Annotated in this window: 15 protein-coding genes; 4 read left to right on the top strand and 11 right to left on the bottom strand. The window is 70.7% G+C overall.

What is annotated here, in order from left to right; all coding sequences use genetic code 11:
* Positions 1-30 precede the first annotated feature (30 nt).
* The 4 genes from ndk to ileS form a co-directional block, all read right to left on the bottom strand.
* On the bottom strand, positions 31-450 hold the full coding sequence (ndk, locus tag ABD240_RS02140; protein ID WP_344334735.1) for a nucleoside-diphosphate kinase: 420 nt from the start codon (positions 448-450) through the stop codon (positions 31-33).
* Between the two features lie 147 nt (positions 451-597).
* Entirely contained in the window at positions 598-981 is a 384-nt protein-coding gene (locus tag ABD240_RS02135) for a DUF4233 domain-containing protein (RefSeq protein ID WP_291794167.1), read from the bottom strand.
* Complete coding sequence (locus tag ABD240_RS02130; protein WP_344334733.1) at positions 978-2,420, bottom strand: bifunctional folylpolyglutamate synthase/dihydrofolate synthase; 1,443 nt, start codon at positions 2,418-2,420, stop codon at positions 978-980. Before ABD240_RS02130 ends, ABD240_RS02135 begins: the two co-directional genes overlap by 4 nt.
* Complete coding sequence (gene ileS, locus ABD240_RS02125) at positions 2,417-5,740, bottom strand: isoleucine--tRNA ligase (RefSeq protein ID WP_344334731.1); 3,324 nt, start codon at positions 5,738-5,740, stop codon at positions 2,417-2,419. Before ileS ends, ABD240_RS02130 begins: the two co-directional genes overlap by 4 nt.
* A 353-nt stretch (positions 5,741-6,093) precedes the next feature.
* Between ileS and ABD240_RS02120 the strand changes: the two genes are divergently transcribed.
* Positions 6,094-6,915, top strand: coding sequence for an SRPBCC family protein (locus ABD240_RS02120; protein ID WP_291794173.1), 822 nt, complete (start codon positions 6,094-6,096; stop codon positions 6,913-6,915).
* A gap of 18 nt (positions 6,916-6,933) precedes the next feature.
* Here the strand turns inward: ABD240_RS02120 and ABD240_RS02115 are convergent, their stop codons facing one another.
* Entirely contained in the window at positions 6,934-7,377 is a 444-nt protein-coding gene (locus tag ABD240_RS02115) for a hypothetical protein (RefSeq protein WP_291794175.1), read from the bottom strand.
* 7 nt (positions 7,378-7,384) lie between these two features.
* Positions 7,385-8,137 carry an SDR family oxidoreductase gene (locus ABD240_RS02110; protein WP_291794177.1) on the bottom strand — a complete coding sequence of 251 codons (753 nt, stop codon included), beginning with the start codon at positions 8,135-8,137 and terminating at the stop codon, positions 7,385-7,387.
* 136 nt (positions 8,138-8,273) lie between these two features.
* Here ABD240_RS02110 and ABD240_RS02105 point away from each other — a divergent pair, with 136 nt between their 5' ends.
* A complete protein-coding gene (locus ABD240_RS02105; protein ID WP_344334727.1) occupies positions 8,274-9,842 on the top strand; it encodes a phytoene desaturase family protein in 1,569 nt (522 codons plus the stop codon).
* 26 nt (positions 9,843-9,868) lie between these two features.
* Here the strand turns inward: ABD240_RS02105 and ABD240_RS02100 are convergent, their stop codons facing one another.
* The 3 genes from ABD240_RS02100 to ABD240_RS02090 are packed head-to-tail and all read right to left on the bottom strand — an operon-like array spanning position 9,869 to position 12,307.
* Entirely contained in the window at positions 9,869-10,720 is an 852-nt protein-coding gene (locus ABD240_RS02100) for a hypothetical protein (RefSeq protein ID WP_344334725.1), read from the bottom strand.
* Positions 10,717-11,172, bottom strand: a complete 456-nt coding sequence (locus ABD240_RS02095; protein ID WP_291794498.1) for a hypothetical protein — start codon at positions 11,170-11,172, stop codon at positions 10,717-10,719. The genes ABD240_RS02100 and ABD240_RS02095 overlap by 4 nt, the downstream gene beginning before the upstream one ends.
* A gap of 22 nt (positions 11,173-11,194) precedes the next feature.
* Positions 11,195-12,307, bottom strand: a complete 1,113-nt coding sequence (locus ABD240_RS02090; RefSeq protein ID WP_291794500.1) for an acyltransferase — start codon at positions 12,305-12,307, stop codon at positions 11,195-11,197.
* 85 nt (positions 12,308-12,392) lie between these two features.
* On the opposite strand from ABD240_RS02090, the gene valS reads away from it, so the two are divergent.
* Entirely contained in the window at positions 12,393-15,065 is a 2,673-nt protein-coding gene (gene valS / locus ABD240_RS02085) for a valine--tRNA ligase (RefSeq protein WP_291794502.1), read from the top strand.
* A gap of 184 nt (positions 15,066-15,249) precedes the next feature.
* Positions 15,250-15,915, top strand: a complete 666-nt coding sequence (locus ABD240_RS02080) for an AIM24 family protein (RefSeq protein ID WP_291794504.1) — start codon at positions 15,250-15,252, stop codon at positions 15,913-15,915.
* 93 nt (positions 15,916-16,008) lie between these two features.
* On the opposite strand, the gene clpX is transcribed toward ABD240_RS02080, so the two are convergent.
* A complete protein-coding gene (clpX, locus tag ABD240_RS02075) occupies positions 16,009-17,283 on the bottom strand; it encodes an ATP-dependent Clp protease ATP-binding subunit ClpX (protein WP_291794506.1) in 1,275 nt (424 codons plus the stop codon).
* Positions 17,284-17,447: 164 nt separating this feature from the next.
* Positions 17,448-18,098 (bottom strand): ATP-dependent Clp protease proteolytic subunit, encoded by a 651-nt coding sequence (locus ABD240_RS02070; protein WP_344334723.1) that lies wholly within the window; start codon positions 18,096-18,098, stop codon positions 17,448-17,450.
* Positions 18,099-18,121: the final 23 nt, after the last annotated feature.

Here is an 18,121-nt window from a genome sequence, read left to right as displayed (position 1 = left end):
TGAGCCTTCGTGCTCGGTGCCGGGCCCGCCTCAGCGGCCGGGGAACCAGATGGCGATCTCGCGCTCCGCCGACTCGACCGAGTCCGAGCCGTGCACGATGTTCTTCTGCACCTTCTCGCCCCAGTCACGGCCGAGGTCGCCGCGGATGGTGCCGGGCGCCGCCGTCGTGGGATCGGTCGTCCCGGCCAGCGAGCGGAAGCCCGCGATCACGCCGTCGCCGGAGGCGATCACCGCGAGCACCGGGCCGGAGGACATGAAGTCCACGAGCGGCTGGTAGAAGGGCTTGCCCTCGTGTTCGGCGTAGTGGGCGGCGAGCTGCTCCGCCGTGGCGTTCACCAGCTCCACGCCCTCGAGGACGTAGCCCTTCCGCTCGATCCGAGCGAGCACCTCGCCGGAGAGGCCGCGGGCCACTCCGTCCGGCTTGACGAGGATGAGGGTGCGTTCGGTCATGACTCTCCTAGAGGTTCGTTCACTGCTGCGACGGGCCGGTGGGACCGACCGCTCCGCACACGATTCTAGACGGGGCCGGCCCCGTCACTCGCCGCGGGCGGTCTTCTCCCGGTCGGCCCTTCGTCCCCGGGTGGAATCTGCGCCCCGTCACTCGCCGCGGGCGGTCTTCTCCCGGTCGATCCTTCTCCCCCAGTAGACGCCCACCGCCCACATCGTCCCGAACACCACCGCGACCACCACCATCGCCGGCTGGACGATGCCCATCGCCAGCAGGAGCACCTGACCGATCCACCCCAGCAGGATGCCCGGCCGGTTCTGGCCCCGCCTCCTCGGCAGCGTGGCCGCCGCGGCGATGAGCAGGACCGCAATGCCGCTGAGCACCGCGATGAACGCGCCGAAGCCCATCAGCTCCGGCCGCAGGCCGAAGCCGGTGAGACCGGCGAAGTAGAGGCACAGCACCTCGCTCACGAGGACCGTCCCGCAGAGCACGGGCAGCTGGGACCTGGGGGCGGATGCGCCGCCCGCGCTCACGAGGCGTCACCCCGGTGCAGCAGCACGCGGGCCTCGGCCACGGTGAGGAGCGATCCGGTGACCACGATCCCCGAGCGCGCCTGATCACCGCTGCGGGACTCCGCGAGATCGGCGAGGTCGATCGCACGCATGAGCGCGTCCTTGACGGTGGGCGCAAGCGTCACGTCGTCCGGATCGAACCACTCCCGAGCGGCCTTCGCCAGCTCCTCCGGGTCCATCGCACGCTCGCTCAGCGCCTGCGTCACCACCACCCGGTCCGCGAACCGGCTCACGTGCTCGAGCACTCCGTGCGGGTCCTTGTCCGCGAACATGCCGAGCACGGCGGTGGTGTCCGTGAGATCGAACGCCTCCTCCATGGCCGCTGCCAGGACAGCCGCCCCCGCCGGATTGTGCGCGCCGTCCACCAGGATCGTCGGCTCGGCCTTGAGCACCTCCAGCCGCCCCGGACTCGTCATCGCGGCGAAGGCGTCCGTCACAGGCTCCGCCCCGAGGGGACGCTCGCCTCCCGTGAGGAAGGCCTCCGCGATCGCCAGCGCGACGGCGGCGTTGTGCGCCTGGTGCTCACCGTGCAGCGGCAGGAAGAGCTCCGGGTAGTCACCGCCGATCCCGCGGATGCTCACCAGCTGGCCGTCCACGGCGAGGCTGCGCTCGTAGAGGCCGAACCCCTGGTCCTCGAGCCAGGCCGTCACGCCGCGGCGGCTCACCTCCTCGGCGAGCGCGGCGGCGGCGTCCTCCTCCGGCTGGGCGGCGATGACGGCGAAGGGCGCGGGTGCCGGCGACGGATCCACGTTCCGGTCGAGGATCCCCGCCTTGGTCCGCGCGATCTCCCCCGGGGTCTCCCCCAGGAACGCCTGATGGTCGAGGCCCACAGCGGTGAAGCCGCAGACCTGGGCATCGACGACGTTGGTGGAGTCCCACTCGCCGCCCATGCCCACCTCGAGGACCATGACGTCCACCGGTGCGTCCGCGAAGACGGCGAGCGCGAGGACGGTGAGGGCCTCGAAGAACGTGAGCGGCGCGCGCTCCTCGGCGGCCAGCTGCGCGTCGACGATCTCGAGGAACGGCGCGATCTCGTCGTACACGCGCACGAAGTCCTGGATCGCCACCTCCTCGCCGTCCACGCTGATCCGCTCCGTCACCCGGGTGAGGTGCGGGCTCGTGAAGCGCCCCACCCGCAGATCGTGGGCGGTCAGCAGCGTGTCGACCATGCGGGCGGTCGAGGTCTTGCCGTTGGTGCCCGTGAGCATGATGGCCGGCGCCGCGGTGTGGATGTCGCCCAGCAGTTCGCATGCCCGCCGGGTGGCGTCCAGCCGCAGCTCCACGAGGGTCTCCCCCGCACGGGCCAGCAGAGCGGCGTACACCCGTGCGAGGGCCTCGGCGTGCGGGGACTCCGCGGCAGCGGCGGCGTTTCCGGCTGCGGAGACGTCCCCGGCGCTCATGCGCGCACCGCCTCCGCATCGAGCCGGACGACCCGGACGCGCGCGTCGCCGCCCAGCTCCTCCGTCGCGAACACCCCGGCCGCGGCCTCGGCGGCAGGGGCCTCGGCCGCAGGAGCGACTGTGAGCTCGCGGGCGAGGGTCTCCCCTGCGACGAGGTCCCGGTGGGTCTCGAGTGCCGCTCGCGTGCGGTCATCGGCCCAGACGGTCACGCTGATGCGATCGGTCACCGCGAGGTCGAGCTGCTTGCGCACACCCTGGACCGCGCGGACGGCGTCACGCGCGGTCCCCTCCGCCCGCAGCTCCTCCGTGACAGAGGTGTCCAGAGCGATGAAGCCGCCCTCCACAGTCGCGAGCACCTGCGACTCGCTCGCGGACTCCGCGATCTCCTCGAGCGTGTACTCGCCCTCGACCAGCTCGATGCCGCCGGCGGTGACCACACCGGCCTCGGCGGACCAGTCACCGGACTTGGAGCCGCGGATGGCGAACTGCACGTCCTTGCCCAGGCGCGGGCCGGCGGCACGGGCGTTGACCGTGAGCCTGCGCTCGAACACGAAGCCGGCCTCGCGGGCCTGGGCGGAGGTGAGCACGCGAACGCTCTTGACGTTGAGCTCGTCGGCGATGATTTCCGTGAACTCCGCACCCAGCTCCATGTCCGTCACCAGGACCAGCTCCGCCAGCGGCAGGCGCACGCGCAGACCCTTGGCCTTGCGCAGCGCGGAGCCGGCGGAGCAGACGGTGCGGGTGAAGTCCATCGCGTCGACGAGGCCCTGGTCCGCGGGGAAGGCCTCCGCGCGGGGGAAGTCCTCGAGGTGCACGGACCGGCGGCCCGTGAGGGACTTGAAGATCTCCTCCGCGGCGAACGGCAGCAGGGGCGCGATCGCGGTGAGGGTGGCCTCGAAGGCCGTCGCGAAGACGTCGAACGTCTCGTGCGTGTCCGGGGTGCCGTCCCAGAACCGGCGGCGCGAACGGCGCACGTACCAGTTGGTGAGCATGTCGATGTGGCTCTGGGTGAGCGCGCAGGCGCCCCAGATGTCATAGGAGTCCATCCGCGCCTGGAAGGCGTCGAGGAACTCGCGCGTCTTCGCCACGAGGTAGCGGTCGAGCACCTGGGAGGACTCCAGCGAGGCCTGGGCCTCGTACCCGGTCCCCGGCCCCGCCGGCCCGTCGGCCGTGTTGGCGTAGGTGGCGAAGAACTGCCAGGCGTTCCACAGCGGCAGCAGCACCTGGCGCACGCCGTCGCGGATCCCCTGTTCCGTGACGACGAGGTTGCCGCCGCGCAGGATGGGGCTGGACATGAGGAACCACCGCATGGCGTCGGAGCCGTCGCGGTCGAACACCTCGTTGACGTCCGGGTAGTTCCGCAGGCTCTTGGACATCTTCTGCCCGTCCGAGCCCAGCACGATGCCGTGGCAGATGACGTCGCGGAACGCGGGCTTGCCGAACAGCGCGGCGGCGAGGATGTGCAGCGTGTAGAACCAGCCGCGCGTCTGCCCGATGTACTCGACGATGAAGTCCGCCGGGTAGTGGCTCTCGAACCAGTCCGCGTTCTCGAACGGGTAGTGCACCTGGCCGTACGGCATGGAGCCGGAGTCGAACCAGACGTCGAGGATGTCGCTCACACGGCGCATGGTCGACTTCCCCGTGGGGTCGTCCGGGTTGGGCCGGGTGAGCTCGTCGATGTAGGGGCGGTGGAGGTTGGGCTCCCCGTCCGGTCCGGTGGGCAGCCTGCCGAAGTCCCGCTCCAGCTCCGCGAACGAGCCGTAGACGTCCGTGCGCGGGTGTGCGGGGTCGTCGGAGACCCACACCGGCACGGGCGAGCCCCAGAAGCGGTTGCGGGTGATCGACCAGTCGCGGGCGTTCTCCAGCCACTTGCCGAACTGGCCGTGCTTGACGTTGCCCGGCACCCAGGTGATGTCCTCATTGGTCGCGAGCATCGTCTCCTTGATCTTCGTCACGGAGACGAACCAGGAGGACACCGCGCGGTAGATGAGGGGGTTCCGGCAGCGCCAGCAGTGCGGGTAGGAGTGCTCGTAGGTCTCGTGGCGCACGAGCAGCGCGGAGCGGCCGGCGAGCGGGCCGGTGTGGTGCTTGAGGTCCGCGATGATCGCCTTGTTGGCCTCGAACACCTGCTGGCCGGCGTAGTCCGGCACCTGGGAGTCGAAGCGGCCGGCGTCGTCCACGGGGCGGGCGGCGGTGATGCCGTAGGTGTCCGTGAGCTCCTTGTCCTCCTCACCGAACGCGGGCGACTGGTGGACGATGCCGGTGCCGTCGTCCGTCGTGACGAAGGGCGCCGCGAGGATGGTGTGCGTCTTCTCGCCCCAGCGCTCCTGCTGGTCCTCGAAGTACGGGAAGGGCGGCTCGTAGCGCAGGCCGAGCAGCTGCTCACCGGTGTAGGAGGCGACGATCTCCGGGTTCTCGCCCAGCTCGCGGGCGTAGGCGCCCAGACGGGCCTCGGCGAACAGGAGGGTCTTCCCGGCCAGCTCGCCGGCGGAGTGCTCCGGATCCGGTGTGACGGCGACGTAGTCGACCTCCGGGTTCACGGCCATCGCCTGGTTGGACGGCACGGTCCACGGCGTGGTGGTCCAGATGACGGCCCAGACCTCGCGGTCCTCCAGCCCGGCGGGCTTGTCCAGCAGCCGGTAGCCGATCGACACCGCCGGGTCCTGCCGGGACTTGTAGACATCGTCGTCCATGCGCAGCTCGTGGTTGGACAGCGGCGTCTCGTCCGACCAGCAGTAGGGCAGCACGCGGTAGCCCTCGTAGATGAGGCCCTTGTCGTACAGGGTCTTGAACACCCAGAGGACGGACTCCATGAAGGTGGGGTTGAGGGTCTTGTAGTCGTTCTCGAAGTCGACCCAGCGGCCCATGCGGTTGACGTAGGCCTGCCACTCGTCCGTGTAGCGCAGGACGGATTCGCGGGCGGCGTCGTTGAACCTGTCGATCCCCATCTCGAGGATCTCGTCCTTGGTCTTGAGCCCCAGCTGCTTCATGGACTCGAGCTCCGCGGGCAGCCCGTGCGTGTCCCAGCCGAACCGGCGCTCGACCTTCTTCCCGCGCATCGTCTGGTAGCGCGGCACCACGTCCTTGACGTAGCTGGTGAGCAGGTGGCCGTAGTGCGGCAGGCCGTTGGCGAAGGGGGGTCCGTCGTAGAAGACGAACTCGTTCTCGCCGTTCTCGCCTGCGTCACGGGACTCCACACTGGCGCGGAAGGTGTCGTCCGCGTCCCAGAAGTCCAGGATCCGCCGCTCGAGCTCCGGGAAGGAGGGCGCGGCGCTCAGCCCGAAGGCCGAGCCCTGCTTGGGGTAGATGTTCTCGCTCATGAGCGTCCTTTTGTGCGCGGGCCGGGCACCTCACGCGGCGTCCGACCCTGTTTACGGTCGTCTCCCGTGCGAGGACGACGGCGCAGGAAGCGCTGCCGCGGTACCACCCCGCTTATCCGCCCTGTCCGCACTCCCCGGAGCGGGGATCGCGTGCCGGCGGATCGCTCATTCGGCTGTGACGGGCCTGCCCGTCCGGTTCTACTGAGCCGCTGGGCCGTTCTTCCGGATGCTCCCCGGTGATGGCCGGATCGACGCACCGACGATGATACCGCACCGCTCCCCCGCACGGACCGCGGCCCGCTGGACACGACGGCTAGCCTGGGACGCACACGCACCGACCCGGGAGGAACCCCATGTCCCACGTCACCAGCAGGCTCTCAGCAGAGGGCGAGTGCGTCGTCGCAATCGCCCAGGTCACCGCGGCCGGCTCCGTCGACGCCGCCTGGGAGGCCGTCGCGACGGGAGAGGGCGTGGGCGCCTGGTTCGTCCCCGCAGTCGTGGGCACGGCACCCGGCGAGGAGTTCACCACGCGGCACGGGGACTTCGGTGATTCCCACGGCACGCTCACCGCGTTCGAGGCTCCGCACAGGCTCGCATACGTGGAGAACGAACCCGAGCTGCCGGAGTGGCACACCGAGGTGACGGTCGAGGCCCTGCCCGCCGGCCCGGACGGCGCGGAGCAGGTCAGGGTCACGCTGACCTCGGGATTCCCCGAGGACGGTGCCGCCCACGCAGATGTCGTCGAGTCCACCCTGCCGGGCTGGCACGGCGCGCTCACGAACCTCGGCGAGTACCTCGAGCACTTCGCCCCCGCAGCCACGAGCCAGCTGCTCGTGCAGCGGGAGCGCACTGCCGGGCGCGGAGAGGACTCACCCGCCGCGGCGGCCTCGGGCCTGGCAGGTGAGCCGGGCACCGTCGCCGAGGCCGTGGTGGGCGGGACGGGCGAGGAGAGCGCGAGCGTCCGCGTCGCCGGGACGGTTCTCGCCTGTGAGGACGATGTGGTCTCACTGCGGCTCACGGACCCGTGCCCGGGGCTTCTCGAGGTCGGCGAGTTCACCTACGGGGACTCGCGTCACGTGATGGTGCGCGGCTACCTCTACGGCGAGGAGGGCGCAGCGGCGCTGGCTCCGCTCACCGCGGCCTGGCAGGAGTGGGTGGACGCACGCTGCGGGTGAGGCTTCCGCACGCACCGTTCAGAACGTGATCTCCTCCGGCGGCGGGAACTCCGTCCACAGGTGCCCCTCCTCGCAGATCGGGGCCAGCTCCATGCAGCCGGGGACACCGTCGTCCACGAACAGCAGGAGCTGCGCGTTCTCCGCGGCGGCCTCCAGGATGATCCGCTCACGGAAGTCACCGGGCCCGCCCCGATCGTCCCGGCGCGGATCATCCGCGCGGTCCCGCGGACGCATCCCCACCGTGGGGCACGTGCCGCACCCGCACTCGTGGGTGACCACCGCCTCGGCGAGATGCTCCTCCCACCGTGTCCGCTGCGCGGCCGTGAGGGACTCCGGCCGCTCCCATGCGACCTCCTGCTCAGCCGTGAAGCCGGCCCGGTCCGCGGCCTCCGGCGAGGGCGTGGCGCGGCGGATCAGGGCGAGGGCGACCTCGCGCTCCCGCTCCGTCAGCTCCCTCGGCACGGGAGCCTCAGAGTCCCTGGTTGCGCGCCACCTTGTGCTGCGCCGCCTGGGCGATGGGCCGGATGACCATGAGGTCCACGTTGAAGTGGTGCGGCCGGGTGAGGGTCCAGACGACGGCGTCGGCGCAGTCATCCGCCGTGAGCGGCTTCTCCACGCCGGCGTAGACCTTGTCCGCGGCCTCCTGCGAGCCCAGCCGCTTGCGGGAGAACTCCTCCGTGGCGACCATCCCGGGAGCGATCTCGATGACGCGCACCGGCTTGCCCGCGAGCTCCAGCCGCAGCGTCGCCGCCACGGTGTGCGCTCCGTGCTTCGAGGCGACGTAGCCCCCGCCGCCCTCGTAGACGATGTGACCGGCGGTGGACGACATCACGACGATGTCCCCGCGCCCGCTCTCCACCAGTGCGGGCAGCAGCGCCTTCACGCAGCGCACCACGCCCAGCACGTTGAGGTCGAACATCCCGGCCCAGTCCTCAGGATCCGAGTCCGCGACCTCGTCCTGTCCGTAGGCGGCCCCCGCATTGGCGACGAGGGAGTTGACCGGGCCTCCGGCGAGCACCTGCTCCGCCATCGCCGTCACGGACTCGTCCGAGGTCATGTCCGCCACGATGAATTCGCAGCCGGTCTCCTCCGCGAGCGCGCGGAGCTCCTCCTCGCGCCTGGCGACCGCGACGACGTCCCACCCCTGCGCACGCAGGCGGCGGACGGTGGCGGCGCCCATTCCCGAGCTGGCTCCTGTGACGACGGCGCGGAGAGCGGTCATGAGTTCCTCCTGAGGGAGTGGTTCTGCGGTTCGCCCCCACTGTAAAGGAGGTCACCCGTCCCGCACTCCGGACCCCGCTGATCCGCCGTCGCACTCCTGCACGCGGACACGCGGCGACCGCCGCTAGTCTGGGCGCATGACCTCCGCCGCACACTCCGATGCCCGCCCCGCCGGTCCACCGGCCACCCCCGCCGCCGGCCCGGACGCCGTCGTGGTGGGCTCCGGGCCCAACGGGCTCGCCGCCGCGGTGACCCTGGCGCGCGCCGGTCTCCGGGTGGAGGTGCTCGAGGCCCAGGACACGGTGGGCGGCGGCGCCCGGACGCTGGACCTCGGTCTGGCCGAGGGCATCGTGCACGACGTGTGCTCCGCCGTGCATCCCATGGCGCTGGCAAGCCCCTTCCTGCGCGAGTTCGACCTCGCCGCCCGGGGCGTGCGCCTGCACGTGCCCGAGGCCTCCTACGCCCAGCCGCTCGACGACGGCCCCGCCGCGATCGCCTGGCACAGCCTCGAGCGCACGGCGGAGGGACTGGGGCGCGACGGCGCGCACTGGCGCCGCTTCTTCGCCCCGCTCGTGGCTCACGTGGACCAGGTGGTGGCGCTGGGCCTGGGCGACAAGCGCTCCCTGCCCGCAGAGCTGCGCTCGCCCGACGAGCTGGCGTTCGCGGCGGGCTTCGTCGCCCGGATGCTCCAGCAGTCCACCCCCGCCTGGACCCGACCGCTCACCACCGAACCGGCCCGGGCCCTCTTCACCGGAGTCGCCTCCCACTCGATCGGCAGGCTTCCCTCGACCGGCACCTCGGCGGCGGCGATGCTCCTCGCGGTGCTCGCCCATGCGGGCGGCTGGCCTGTACCCCGGGGCGGCTCCCAGGCGATCGTCGACGCGCTGCGTGCGGACCTGGAGGCCCACGGCGGCAGCGTGCGCACCGGTGTGCGGGTGACGAGTGCCGCGGACCTCCCTGCCGCCCGTGCCGTCCTGTTCGACACCACCGCCGAGGCCGCGGCGAGGATCCTGGGCACCCGCCTCCCGGCGCGCACCCGCAACCGGCTGCGGGCGCTGGGCCACGGTGCGGCCGCCGCGAAGGTGGACTTCGTGGTGAACGCCCCCGTGCCGTGGCGGGATCCCCGCGTGGCCCGCGCCGGCACCGTCCACCTGGGCGGGACGCGCGCGCAGATGGCTGCGTCCGAGGCCCAGGTGGCCGCCGGACGCTTCCCCGCCCGCCCGGTGACGCTGGTCTCCGATCCCGCGACGGTGGATCCCACCCGCGCGCACGGCGGGCTGCGGCCGGTGTGGGCGTACGCGCACGTCCCCTTCGACTCGCCGATCGATCCCGCCGAGGCCGTCACCCGGCAGATCGAGCGCTTCGCCCCCGGCTTCCACGACACCGTCGTGGCCAGCGCCTCCGTCCCGGCCTCCGAGATGGCCGCGCACAACGAGAACCTGGTGGGCGGCGACATCGCCACCGGCACCGTCTCCCTGCTCACGATGGTGGCGCGGCCCGCGCTCACCTGGGATCCGCATCTGGTGAGCCGCTCCGAGGCCGGCGAGGCCGTGGGCGGGCCGGCGGCTGCGGGCTACTACCTGTGTTCGGCCGCGACCACCCCCGGCCCCGGCGTGCACGGCATGAACGGCTGGTTCGCGGCGCGCAGCGCACTCAGGCGGGAGTTCGGCATCCGCGAGCTGCCCTCTCTGTCACCGGAGAGCTGAGGGGTCACCGGAGGGCTGAGGGAAGCTCAGCTCCCGCTCGCGGCCGGCTGCGGCGCGAGGCCCGGACGCGCCTTCCACAGCACGCGCTCGAGCGGCAGGAACGCCGCCCAGCAGATCACAGTGGGGAGGAAGCTGATGCCCAGTGACAGGAACGTCGCCAGGTGGAACAGCATGAAGAAGCCCACCGTGAGGTAGAGCCACCTATCCCTGAGGAAGAGAGCGACGGGCGAGAGGATCTCGACGACGAGCAGGCACCACTGCGCCACGATGAGCAGCCAGGGGAAGGCCAGCGTCCAGCTGATGATCCAGGAGCCCCGCCGCATGATCGCCCACACGAACACCGCGCCGTTGGCCCAGTTGGCGAGGTTCCCGGAGCGCACCCACTTGGACCAGACGGAGAAGAAATAGGTGAGCACCACGGCGATCTGCACGCAGCGCAGGGCCCAGCCGGCGGCCCGGGAAAGCCGGTCGTCCCGGAATCCGGCCGCACCCACCGTGGGCAGCACGACCACCGCGATCATGAGCGCCATGTGGTCGTGGGCGACGTAGCCGTAGCCCTGCGAGTAGAACATCCAGCACCAGAAGGAGCCCGCCGCGATCCACCCGCTGGTCCGCGGGAGCCGTCCGGTCATCGCGACCAGTGAGCTCACCGTCACGATCACGAGGAGGGCGATCGCGCCTGCCTGCGTCACCGGCGGGATGCCGAGCAGCCGCGGCAGCAGCAGCGGCGAGTAGAACTCCGGGATGAGGGAGTGCCGCAGGACATCGTTGGACAGCGTCCACACATCCACCAGCACGAAGGCGTAGACGATCACGCGGAAGCAGGCCACGCGCGCCAGCGGGACGGCAGGGAGCAGGAAGCGGAGCACCGGGTTCACGCGGCCCCCACCTTCAGCTCCGCGACCTCGTCGAACGTCGGCTCGCCCACGGCGCGGCCGTTCTCCAGCTGGTGGACGCGCCGCGTGAGGCGCACCTCCTCGACCGGGGGCGAGTCCGGATGGAGCTTCGCGTAGTTGCGCGCCAGCGGCTCCAGCAGGGAGGGGTCCCGGCGCAGCTCGCCCAGGTGGGAGTCCAGGTCACCGGGGACGATGCCCACGTTCCCGTGCGAGATGCCGACGGCCCGGAACTCCTCCTCGCCCTCGAACCTCATCTCCAGGACGGTCCGGGAGACCGTCGCGTCGAGGTCCCTGGCGGCGGAGTACTGCGAGAGGGAGCCGAGCGGGAACCAGTCGTTCGTGTCCAGCGCCTGTCCGCCGCAGAGGATGCCGAAGGCGAGAGCGGCCGCTCCCACCCGCCAGCCGACGGAGATCCTGTTCATGGGCACTGTCATGCCCCGCATCGTACAACGGGCTTCAGGCGTGCCCCGGCGGAGGCGGGGGCGCCGGCACGGGGGCGTTGCGCGGCACCTCGCCGAAGGCCACGCGGAGCACGGGCACCTTGAGCGCCGCCCACGTCACCGCCGTGCAGAGCAGCGCGTAGACGAGGGGGAGCACGAGGCCGTGGACGAGGACGGCCGGGACGGAGTCCGGCACCCCGATCCAGTCGCGGAAGGTGTACACGCACAGCGGGTGCAGGAGAAACACGCCGAACGAGTACGGGTAGAGGCGGCGCAGGCCCAGATAGCCGCGCCCGTCCGCGTCGAACAGCCGGTGGAGGAGGAGGTACCCGGAGAGGCTCATCACGACCACCGTGGGCGAGAGGTACTCGTACACCGCCGTCCACGGCGCGGCCCCGGGTCCCAGCCCCGCCCAGAGGATCGTCACCGCCACGGCGGCGAGGAAGACGAGCGCGGCCCACACCACCTGCGCCCCGCGCAGCAGGTGATCGCGCATGATCCAGCCCAGCAGGTAGTAGCCCATGAGAGGGAGGAACCGCGTGGCGATGTTGGGGTCGCCCACGTCGAAGACGTAGCTGGCGAAGTGGTCGAGCATGCCGATGCCCAGCAGGATCGCTGCGGTGCCCCACTGCGCGCGCCGGGAGCCGTGGACGGTGAGCTGGCGCATGAACGGCGTCAGCAGCGTGAGGACGGCGAGCACGTAGAGGAAGTAGAGCTGGACGAAGGGGGACCCGGTGAGGATCGCGAGGACCGGGTTCCAGCCCGTCTCGTAGCCGGACATGGCGAAGAGCCGGTAGGGGATGTAGACGCCGGTCCACACCACCAGCGGGACGAAGATCCGCCAGAAGCGCTTGGAGAGGAACTCCCGCGGGCTGCCGCCCTTGGCCGGGTCCAGGGCGAGCGCACCGGAGATCATGAGGAAGACCGGCACGGACCACCGTGAGGCGCTGTCGATCACGTTCGCGATCCACCACGCCTCGGAGCCGTGTTCGGCGAAGCGCGTGCCCACCGTGTCGGCGATCGTGTGGATCGCGATGACCGCGAGGATCGCGAGGGTGCGGGCGGGGTTCATCCACTGCGTGGACCGCGGAGGCGGACCCACCTCGTCGATCCTGTCGATCAGAGCCATGGCTGCAACATTGCCACGGAAGCACCGCCCGGGGCCACGCGGGCACCGGTCCGGCGGCATGCGGCGCTGTGGGACAATCGCACGCATGACGATTCCCGAATCCAGCACACACGACACGGTGCATCTTCCGGCCAAGCCCGCGCTCGAGGGCCTCAAGGACAAGTGGGACTCCCGGTGGCAGTCCGAGGGCACCTACGCCTTCGACCCGGACACCACCCGCGAGGCCGTCTACTCGATCGACACTCCCCCGCCCACCGCCTCGGGTTCGCTCCACGTGGGACACGTCTTCTCCTACACGCAGACGGACGTCATCGCCCGGTACCAGCGGATGACCGGCAAGAACGTCTTCTACCCGCTGGGCTGGGACGACAACGGCCTGCCCACGGAGCGCCGCGTGCAGAACTACTACGGCGTCACCTGCGACCCGCAGCTGCCGTACGACCCGGACTTCACCCCTCCGGCCAAGCCCGCCAGGAACGCGCGGGACTTCGTCAAGGTCTCCCGTCAGAACTTCATCGAGCTCTGCCTCACCCTCTCCGCGGAGGACGAGAAGGTCTTCGAGGATCTGTTCCGGACAGTGGGGCTCTCCGTCGACTGGAAGTACACCTACCGGACGATCGACGACTCGTCCCGCGCGCTGTCCCAGCGGGCCTTCCTCGATGACCTGGCGAGCGGCAACGCCTACTCGCAGGACGCGCCCACCATGTGGGACGTGACGTTCGGCACAGCCGTGGCGCAGGCCGAGCTCGAGGACCGGGAGAAGGAGGGCGCCTATCACCGGGTGAACTTCTATCCGGCCGCCGGGGACGGCACCGCGGATCTGAATGCCGAACCCATCGTCATCCTCACCTCGCGGCCGGAGCTCATCCCCGCCGTCGTCGCGCTCGTCGCCCACCCCGACGACGAGCGCTACCGGCCGCACTTCGGCACGACGGTGGTCTCCCCGCTGTTCGGCGTCGCGGTGGAGGTGCGGTCCCACGAGCTCGCGAAGTCCGACAAGGGCACGGGCATCGCCATGGTCTGCACGTTCGGCGACCTCACGGACGTGACCTGGTGGCGCGAGCTCGACCTGCCCACCCGCGCCGTCATCACCCGCGACGGCCGCCTCGCCCGGGAGACCCCGGCATGGATCGCGGACTCCCCCAAGGCGGATGCGGCTGAGCTCTACGGCCGGCTGGCCGGCAAGACCACCTTCTCCGCCCGCAAGGAGATCGTCGATCTGCTCCGCGAGTCCGGCGACCTCATCGGCGAACCGGAGCCCATCACGCACCCCGTGCCGTTCTACGAGAAGGGCGACAAGCCGCTCGAGGTCGTCACCTCCCGGCAGTGGTACATCCGCAACGGCGGCCGCTCCGCCCAGCTGCGCGAGGAGCTGCTGGCCCGCGGCCGCGAGGTCGAGTGGTACCCCGGCTACATGCGGTCCCGCTACGAGAACTGGGTCGAGGGACTCAACGGCGACTGGCTGGTGAGCCGCCAGCGCTACTTCGGCGTCGCCATCCCGCTCTGGTACTCCCTGGACGCGGACGGCACCCCGGACTACGAGAACCCGATCGTGCCCGCTCCGGAGCAGCTGCCCGTGGACCCGCAGGCCCAGGCACCGGCCGGCTACGAGGAGGCGCAGCGGGACCAGCCGGGCGGCTTCACCGCGGATCCGGACGTGCTGGACACGTGGGCGACCTCCTCGCTCACCCCGCAGCTCGTCACCGGCTGGAAGCGCGACGAGGACCTCAACGCCTGCACCTTCCCCATGGACCTGCGACCGCAGGGACACGACATCATCCGCACCTGGCTGTTCTCCACCATGGTCCGGGCGAACTCCCTGTGCGACTCCGTGCCGTGGCGCCGCACCGCGCTGTCCGGGTGGATCCTCGACCCGGACCGCAAGAAGATGTCGAAGTCCAAGGGCAACGTGGTCGTGCCCTCGGACATCCTCGCGGAGTCCAAGCCCGGATTCGGGCCGGACGCCGTGCGCTACTGGGCCGCGAGCGCCAAGTTCGGCGCGGACACCGCCTACGACACGGCGCAGATGCAGATCGGCCGCCGCCTGGCGATGAAGCTGCTCAACGCCTCGAAGTTCGCGCTCGCCCAGGGTGTGCACTCCGGCCTGGTGGGCCGGACGGACCTCGTGACGGAATCCCTCGACGCCTCCGTGCTCGCACAGCTGAGGACCGTCGTCGAGGAGTGCGGCACCCGCATGGCCGACTACGACGGCGCCCACGCGCTGCGCCTGGCGGAGTCCTTCTTCTGGGACTTCACGGACGACTACGTCGAACTCGTCAAGGACCGCGCGTACGGGGCCCGGGGCGAGGCCGGCCAGCTCTCCGCCCATGCCACGCTGGCCACCGCGCTGGACGTCCTGCTGCGGCTCTTCGCCCCGTTCATGCCGTTCGTCACGGAGGAGGTCTGGTCCTGGTGGCGCACCGGCAGCGTGCACCGCGCCGCCTGGCCCACCACCGGGGACGTCTCCGCCCCCGAGGCGGAGGAGGGCCTGCTGCCCCGCGTCGCCGCTGTCCTGGGCGAGGTCCGCAAGGCCAAGACCGAGGCCAAGGCCTCGCAGAAGACCCGCATCGAGTCCGCGGTGCTCACGGCACCCGCCGCCGTGCTGGCCGCCTTCGAGGCCGCTCGCGGGGATCTGCTCGCCGCCGGACGCGTGGAGGCGCTCACCACCGCCGAGGCCGCGGCGGGGGCCTCCGGCGAAGGCACGGACGCGGAGGCCGTCACTGTCACGGACGTGGTGTTCGAGGCCAAGGCGGAGTGACGCGGCCTCCCGTGTGCGGCGCGCGGCGGTGACGGATCTGCCACACCGCCGGCGGCGGGCCGGCTGCCGGGGAGGACTACGCTGAGGGGCGGAGCAGGGGGAACCTGCTCCGCCCCTCGTCTTTCCCGTCACCACGCCCTGCCGGCCCGGCACGCGGCGCACCCATACACAGAGGAGACCTCAGATGCGCTCTGAGCTGTTCGCCAAGAGGAACGCAGAGATCCAGTCCACCGAACGCTGGACCCTGCAGTCGCAGAAGATGCTGCGCACTCTCGTCACGCCGCAGACCCCGGTCGTCGCCACGAAGGGTGCGATGGTCGCCTATCAGGGCAGCGTGCAGTTCAAGCATCAGGGCTCCGGCTCTGTGGGGAACTTCCTCAAGAAGCAGATGACCGGCGAGGACACCCCCATGATGCGCGCGGAGGGCCAGGGCGAGGTGTTCTTCGCCCGCAACGCGGCCAACATCTTCATGATGCAGCTGGAGGGGCAGAACGACGCGCTGAGCGTCAACTCCCAGTCGCTGCTGGCCTACGACCCCACCCTGAATGACGACATCCGCAGGGTGAAGGGGCTCGGTGCGCTGGCCTCGGGCGCGGGCCTGTTCAACGTGGTGCTCTCCGGGCACGGCATGGCCGCGATCGCGTGCCAGGGGGATCCGCTCGTGCTCGACTGCTCCCAGCAGCCCACCTTCGTCGATCCGCAGGCCGCGGTGTGCTGGTCCGCGAACCTCAGCCCGGACATCCACACGGACGTCTCCCTCGGCTCGTTCGTGGGCCGCGGTTCCGGGGAGAGCGTGCAGATGCGCTTCCACGGTCCCGGCTTCGTGGTGGTGCAGCCCTCCGAACTCTGAGGACCCTCACGGGAGCCGGACCCGCCGAGGCCCGCCCGGAACCCGCAGGGCCCCGACCGTCCTGGAGACGGTCGGGGCCCTCGCACTCTGTGCTCAGGCGCTCTTGCGGCGCGGGGACGTGCGCTTCGCCGGTGCCTGCTTGGGCACGATCGTGGGGGCGACGTTGTCCTCCACCGTGTCCTTCGTGACGACCACACGGTCCACGTCGTCACGCGAGGGGATCTCGAACATGACCGGCTGGAGGACCTCCTCCATGATCGAGCGCAGTCCGCGAGCTCCGGTGCCGCGCAGCAGCGCGAGGTCCGCGATCGCGTCGAGGGCCTCCTCCTCGAACACCAGCTCCACGCCGTCGAACTCGAACATCCGCTGGTACTGCTTGATGAGCGCATTGCGCGGGCCCGTGAGGATCTGGATGAGCGCGGCGCGATCCAGCTCCCCCACCGTCGCGAGCACAGGCAGACGGCCGATGAACTCCGGGATCAGGCCGAACTTGTGCAGGTCCTCCGGCTGGAGCTCCGCGAAGACGTCCTCCTGATCGTCCTTGGACTGGATGAGCGCACCGAACCCGATCCCGTGCTTGCCCCGGCGGGAGGAGATGATCTCCTCCAGTCCGGCGAAGGCTCCGGCGACGATGAACAGGACGTTCGTCGTGTCGATGGTGAGGAACTCCTGGTGCGGGTGCTTCCGGCCGCCCTGCGGAGGCACCGCCGCCTCCGTGCCCTCGAGGATCTTCAGCAGCGCCTGCTGGACGCCCTCGCCGGACACGTCACGGGTGATCGAGGGGTTCTCCGACTTGCGGGCCACCTTGTCGATCTCGTCGATGTAGATGATGCCCTTCTGGGCCTTCTCGATGTCGAAGTCCGCGGCCTGGATGAGCTTGAGGAGGATGTTCTCCACGTCCTCACCCACATAGCCGGCCTCCGTGAGCGCCGTGGCGTCCGCCACGGCGAAGGGCACGTCCAGCTTCTTCGCCAGGGTCTGCGCGAGGTAGGTCTTGCCGGATCCCGTGGGGCCCACCATGAGGATGTTGGACTTCGCGATCTCCACGTCGTCCTCGGAGGCCTCCGCCTGGGAGCGGATGCGCTTGTAGTGGTTGTACACGGCGACGGCGAGGGCGCGCTTGGCCGGCTCCTGGCCCACGACGTACTCCTCCAGGAAGTCGAAGATCTCCCGCGGTGTGGGGAGCGCCCCCTCACCCGCCTCCTCGACCGCCTGGTTGAGCTCCTCCTCGATGATCTCGTTGCAGAGCCCTATGCACTCGTCGCAGATGTATACCCCGGGTCCGGCGATGAGCTTCCGGACCTGCTTCTGCGACTTGCCGCAGAAATTGCACTTGAGGAGTTCCGCTCCCTCTGCACTGCGCGCCACTTCTCACTGCCTCCCTGGAAGCTCCGTGCCTCCAAGATACTCCGCTGTCTCGTTGGTCCCAAGCATCCCACAGGCCACGGATGCACACGCGCCGGACGGCTCCTGGCGTGTCATCGCCCGGATCCGTCCGGCGCGGGGCCGCGGTCCGTGCCGCAGACGGGCGCTCAGCCCTGCAGCGCCGCCTTCCGCGACGTCAGCACCTGGTCGACGAGGCCGTAGTCCTTGGCCTCCTCCGCCGTGAGGAAGAGGTCGCGCTCGACGTCGTTGGAGACCTGCTCCGCCGTCCGGTTCGAATGTTGGGCCAGGGTCTCCTCCATCCACGTGCGCATGCGCAGGACCTCGTTCGCCTGGATCTCCAGGTCCGAGGCCTGGCCCTGCCCGCCGCCCTGCATGGAGGGCTGGTGGATGAGCACGCGGGCGTTGGGCAGCGCCAGGCGCTTGCCCGGGGTGCCCGCGGCCAGGAGCACGGCGGCCGCCGAGGCCGCCTGGCCCAGGCACACCGTCTGGATCTCCGGCTTGATGTACTGCATCGTGTCGTAGATTGCGGTCATCGCCGTGAACGAGCCGCCGGGCGAGTTGATGTAGAGCGTGATGTCCCGGTCCGGGTCCTGGGACTCCAGGACGAGGAGCTGAGCCATCACGTCGTCGGCGCTCGTGTCGTCGACCTGGACGCCCAGGAAGATGACGCGGTCGTCGAACAGCTTGGTGTAGGGGTCCTGGCGCTTGAAGCCGTAGGGGGTGCGCTCCTCGAACTGCGGCATGACGTAGCGGGAGGAGGGCATCTGGCCCGCGGCCGCCCAAGGGGTGTGATTCATCCTGAGTCCTTTGTGTGAAGTGC

The organism is Brevibacterium salitolerans (genome assembly GCF_039531405.1).
Classification (GTDB): Bacteria; Actinomycetota; Actinomycetes; order Actinomycetales; family Brevibacteriaceae; genus Brevibacterium; species Brevibacterium salitolerans.
Note: the sequence above shows the minus strand (reverse complement) of the source record. Positions and strands in the feature narration are given on the sequence as shown.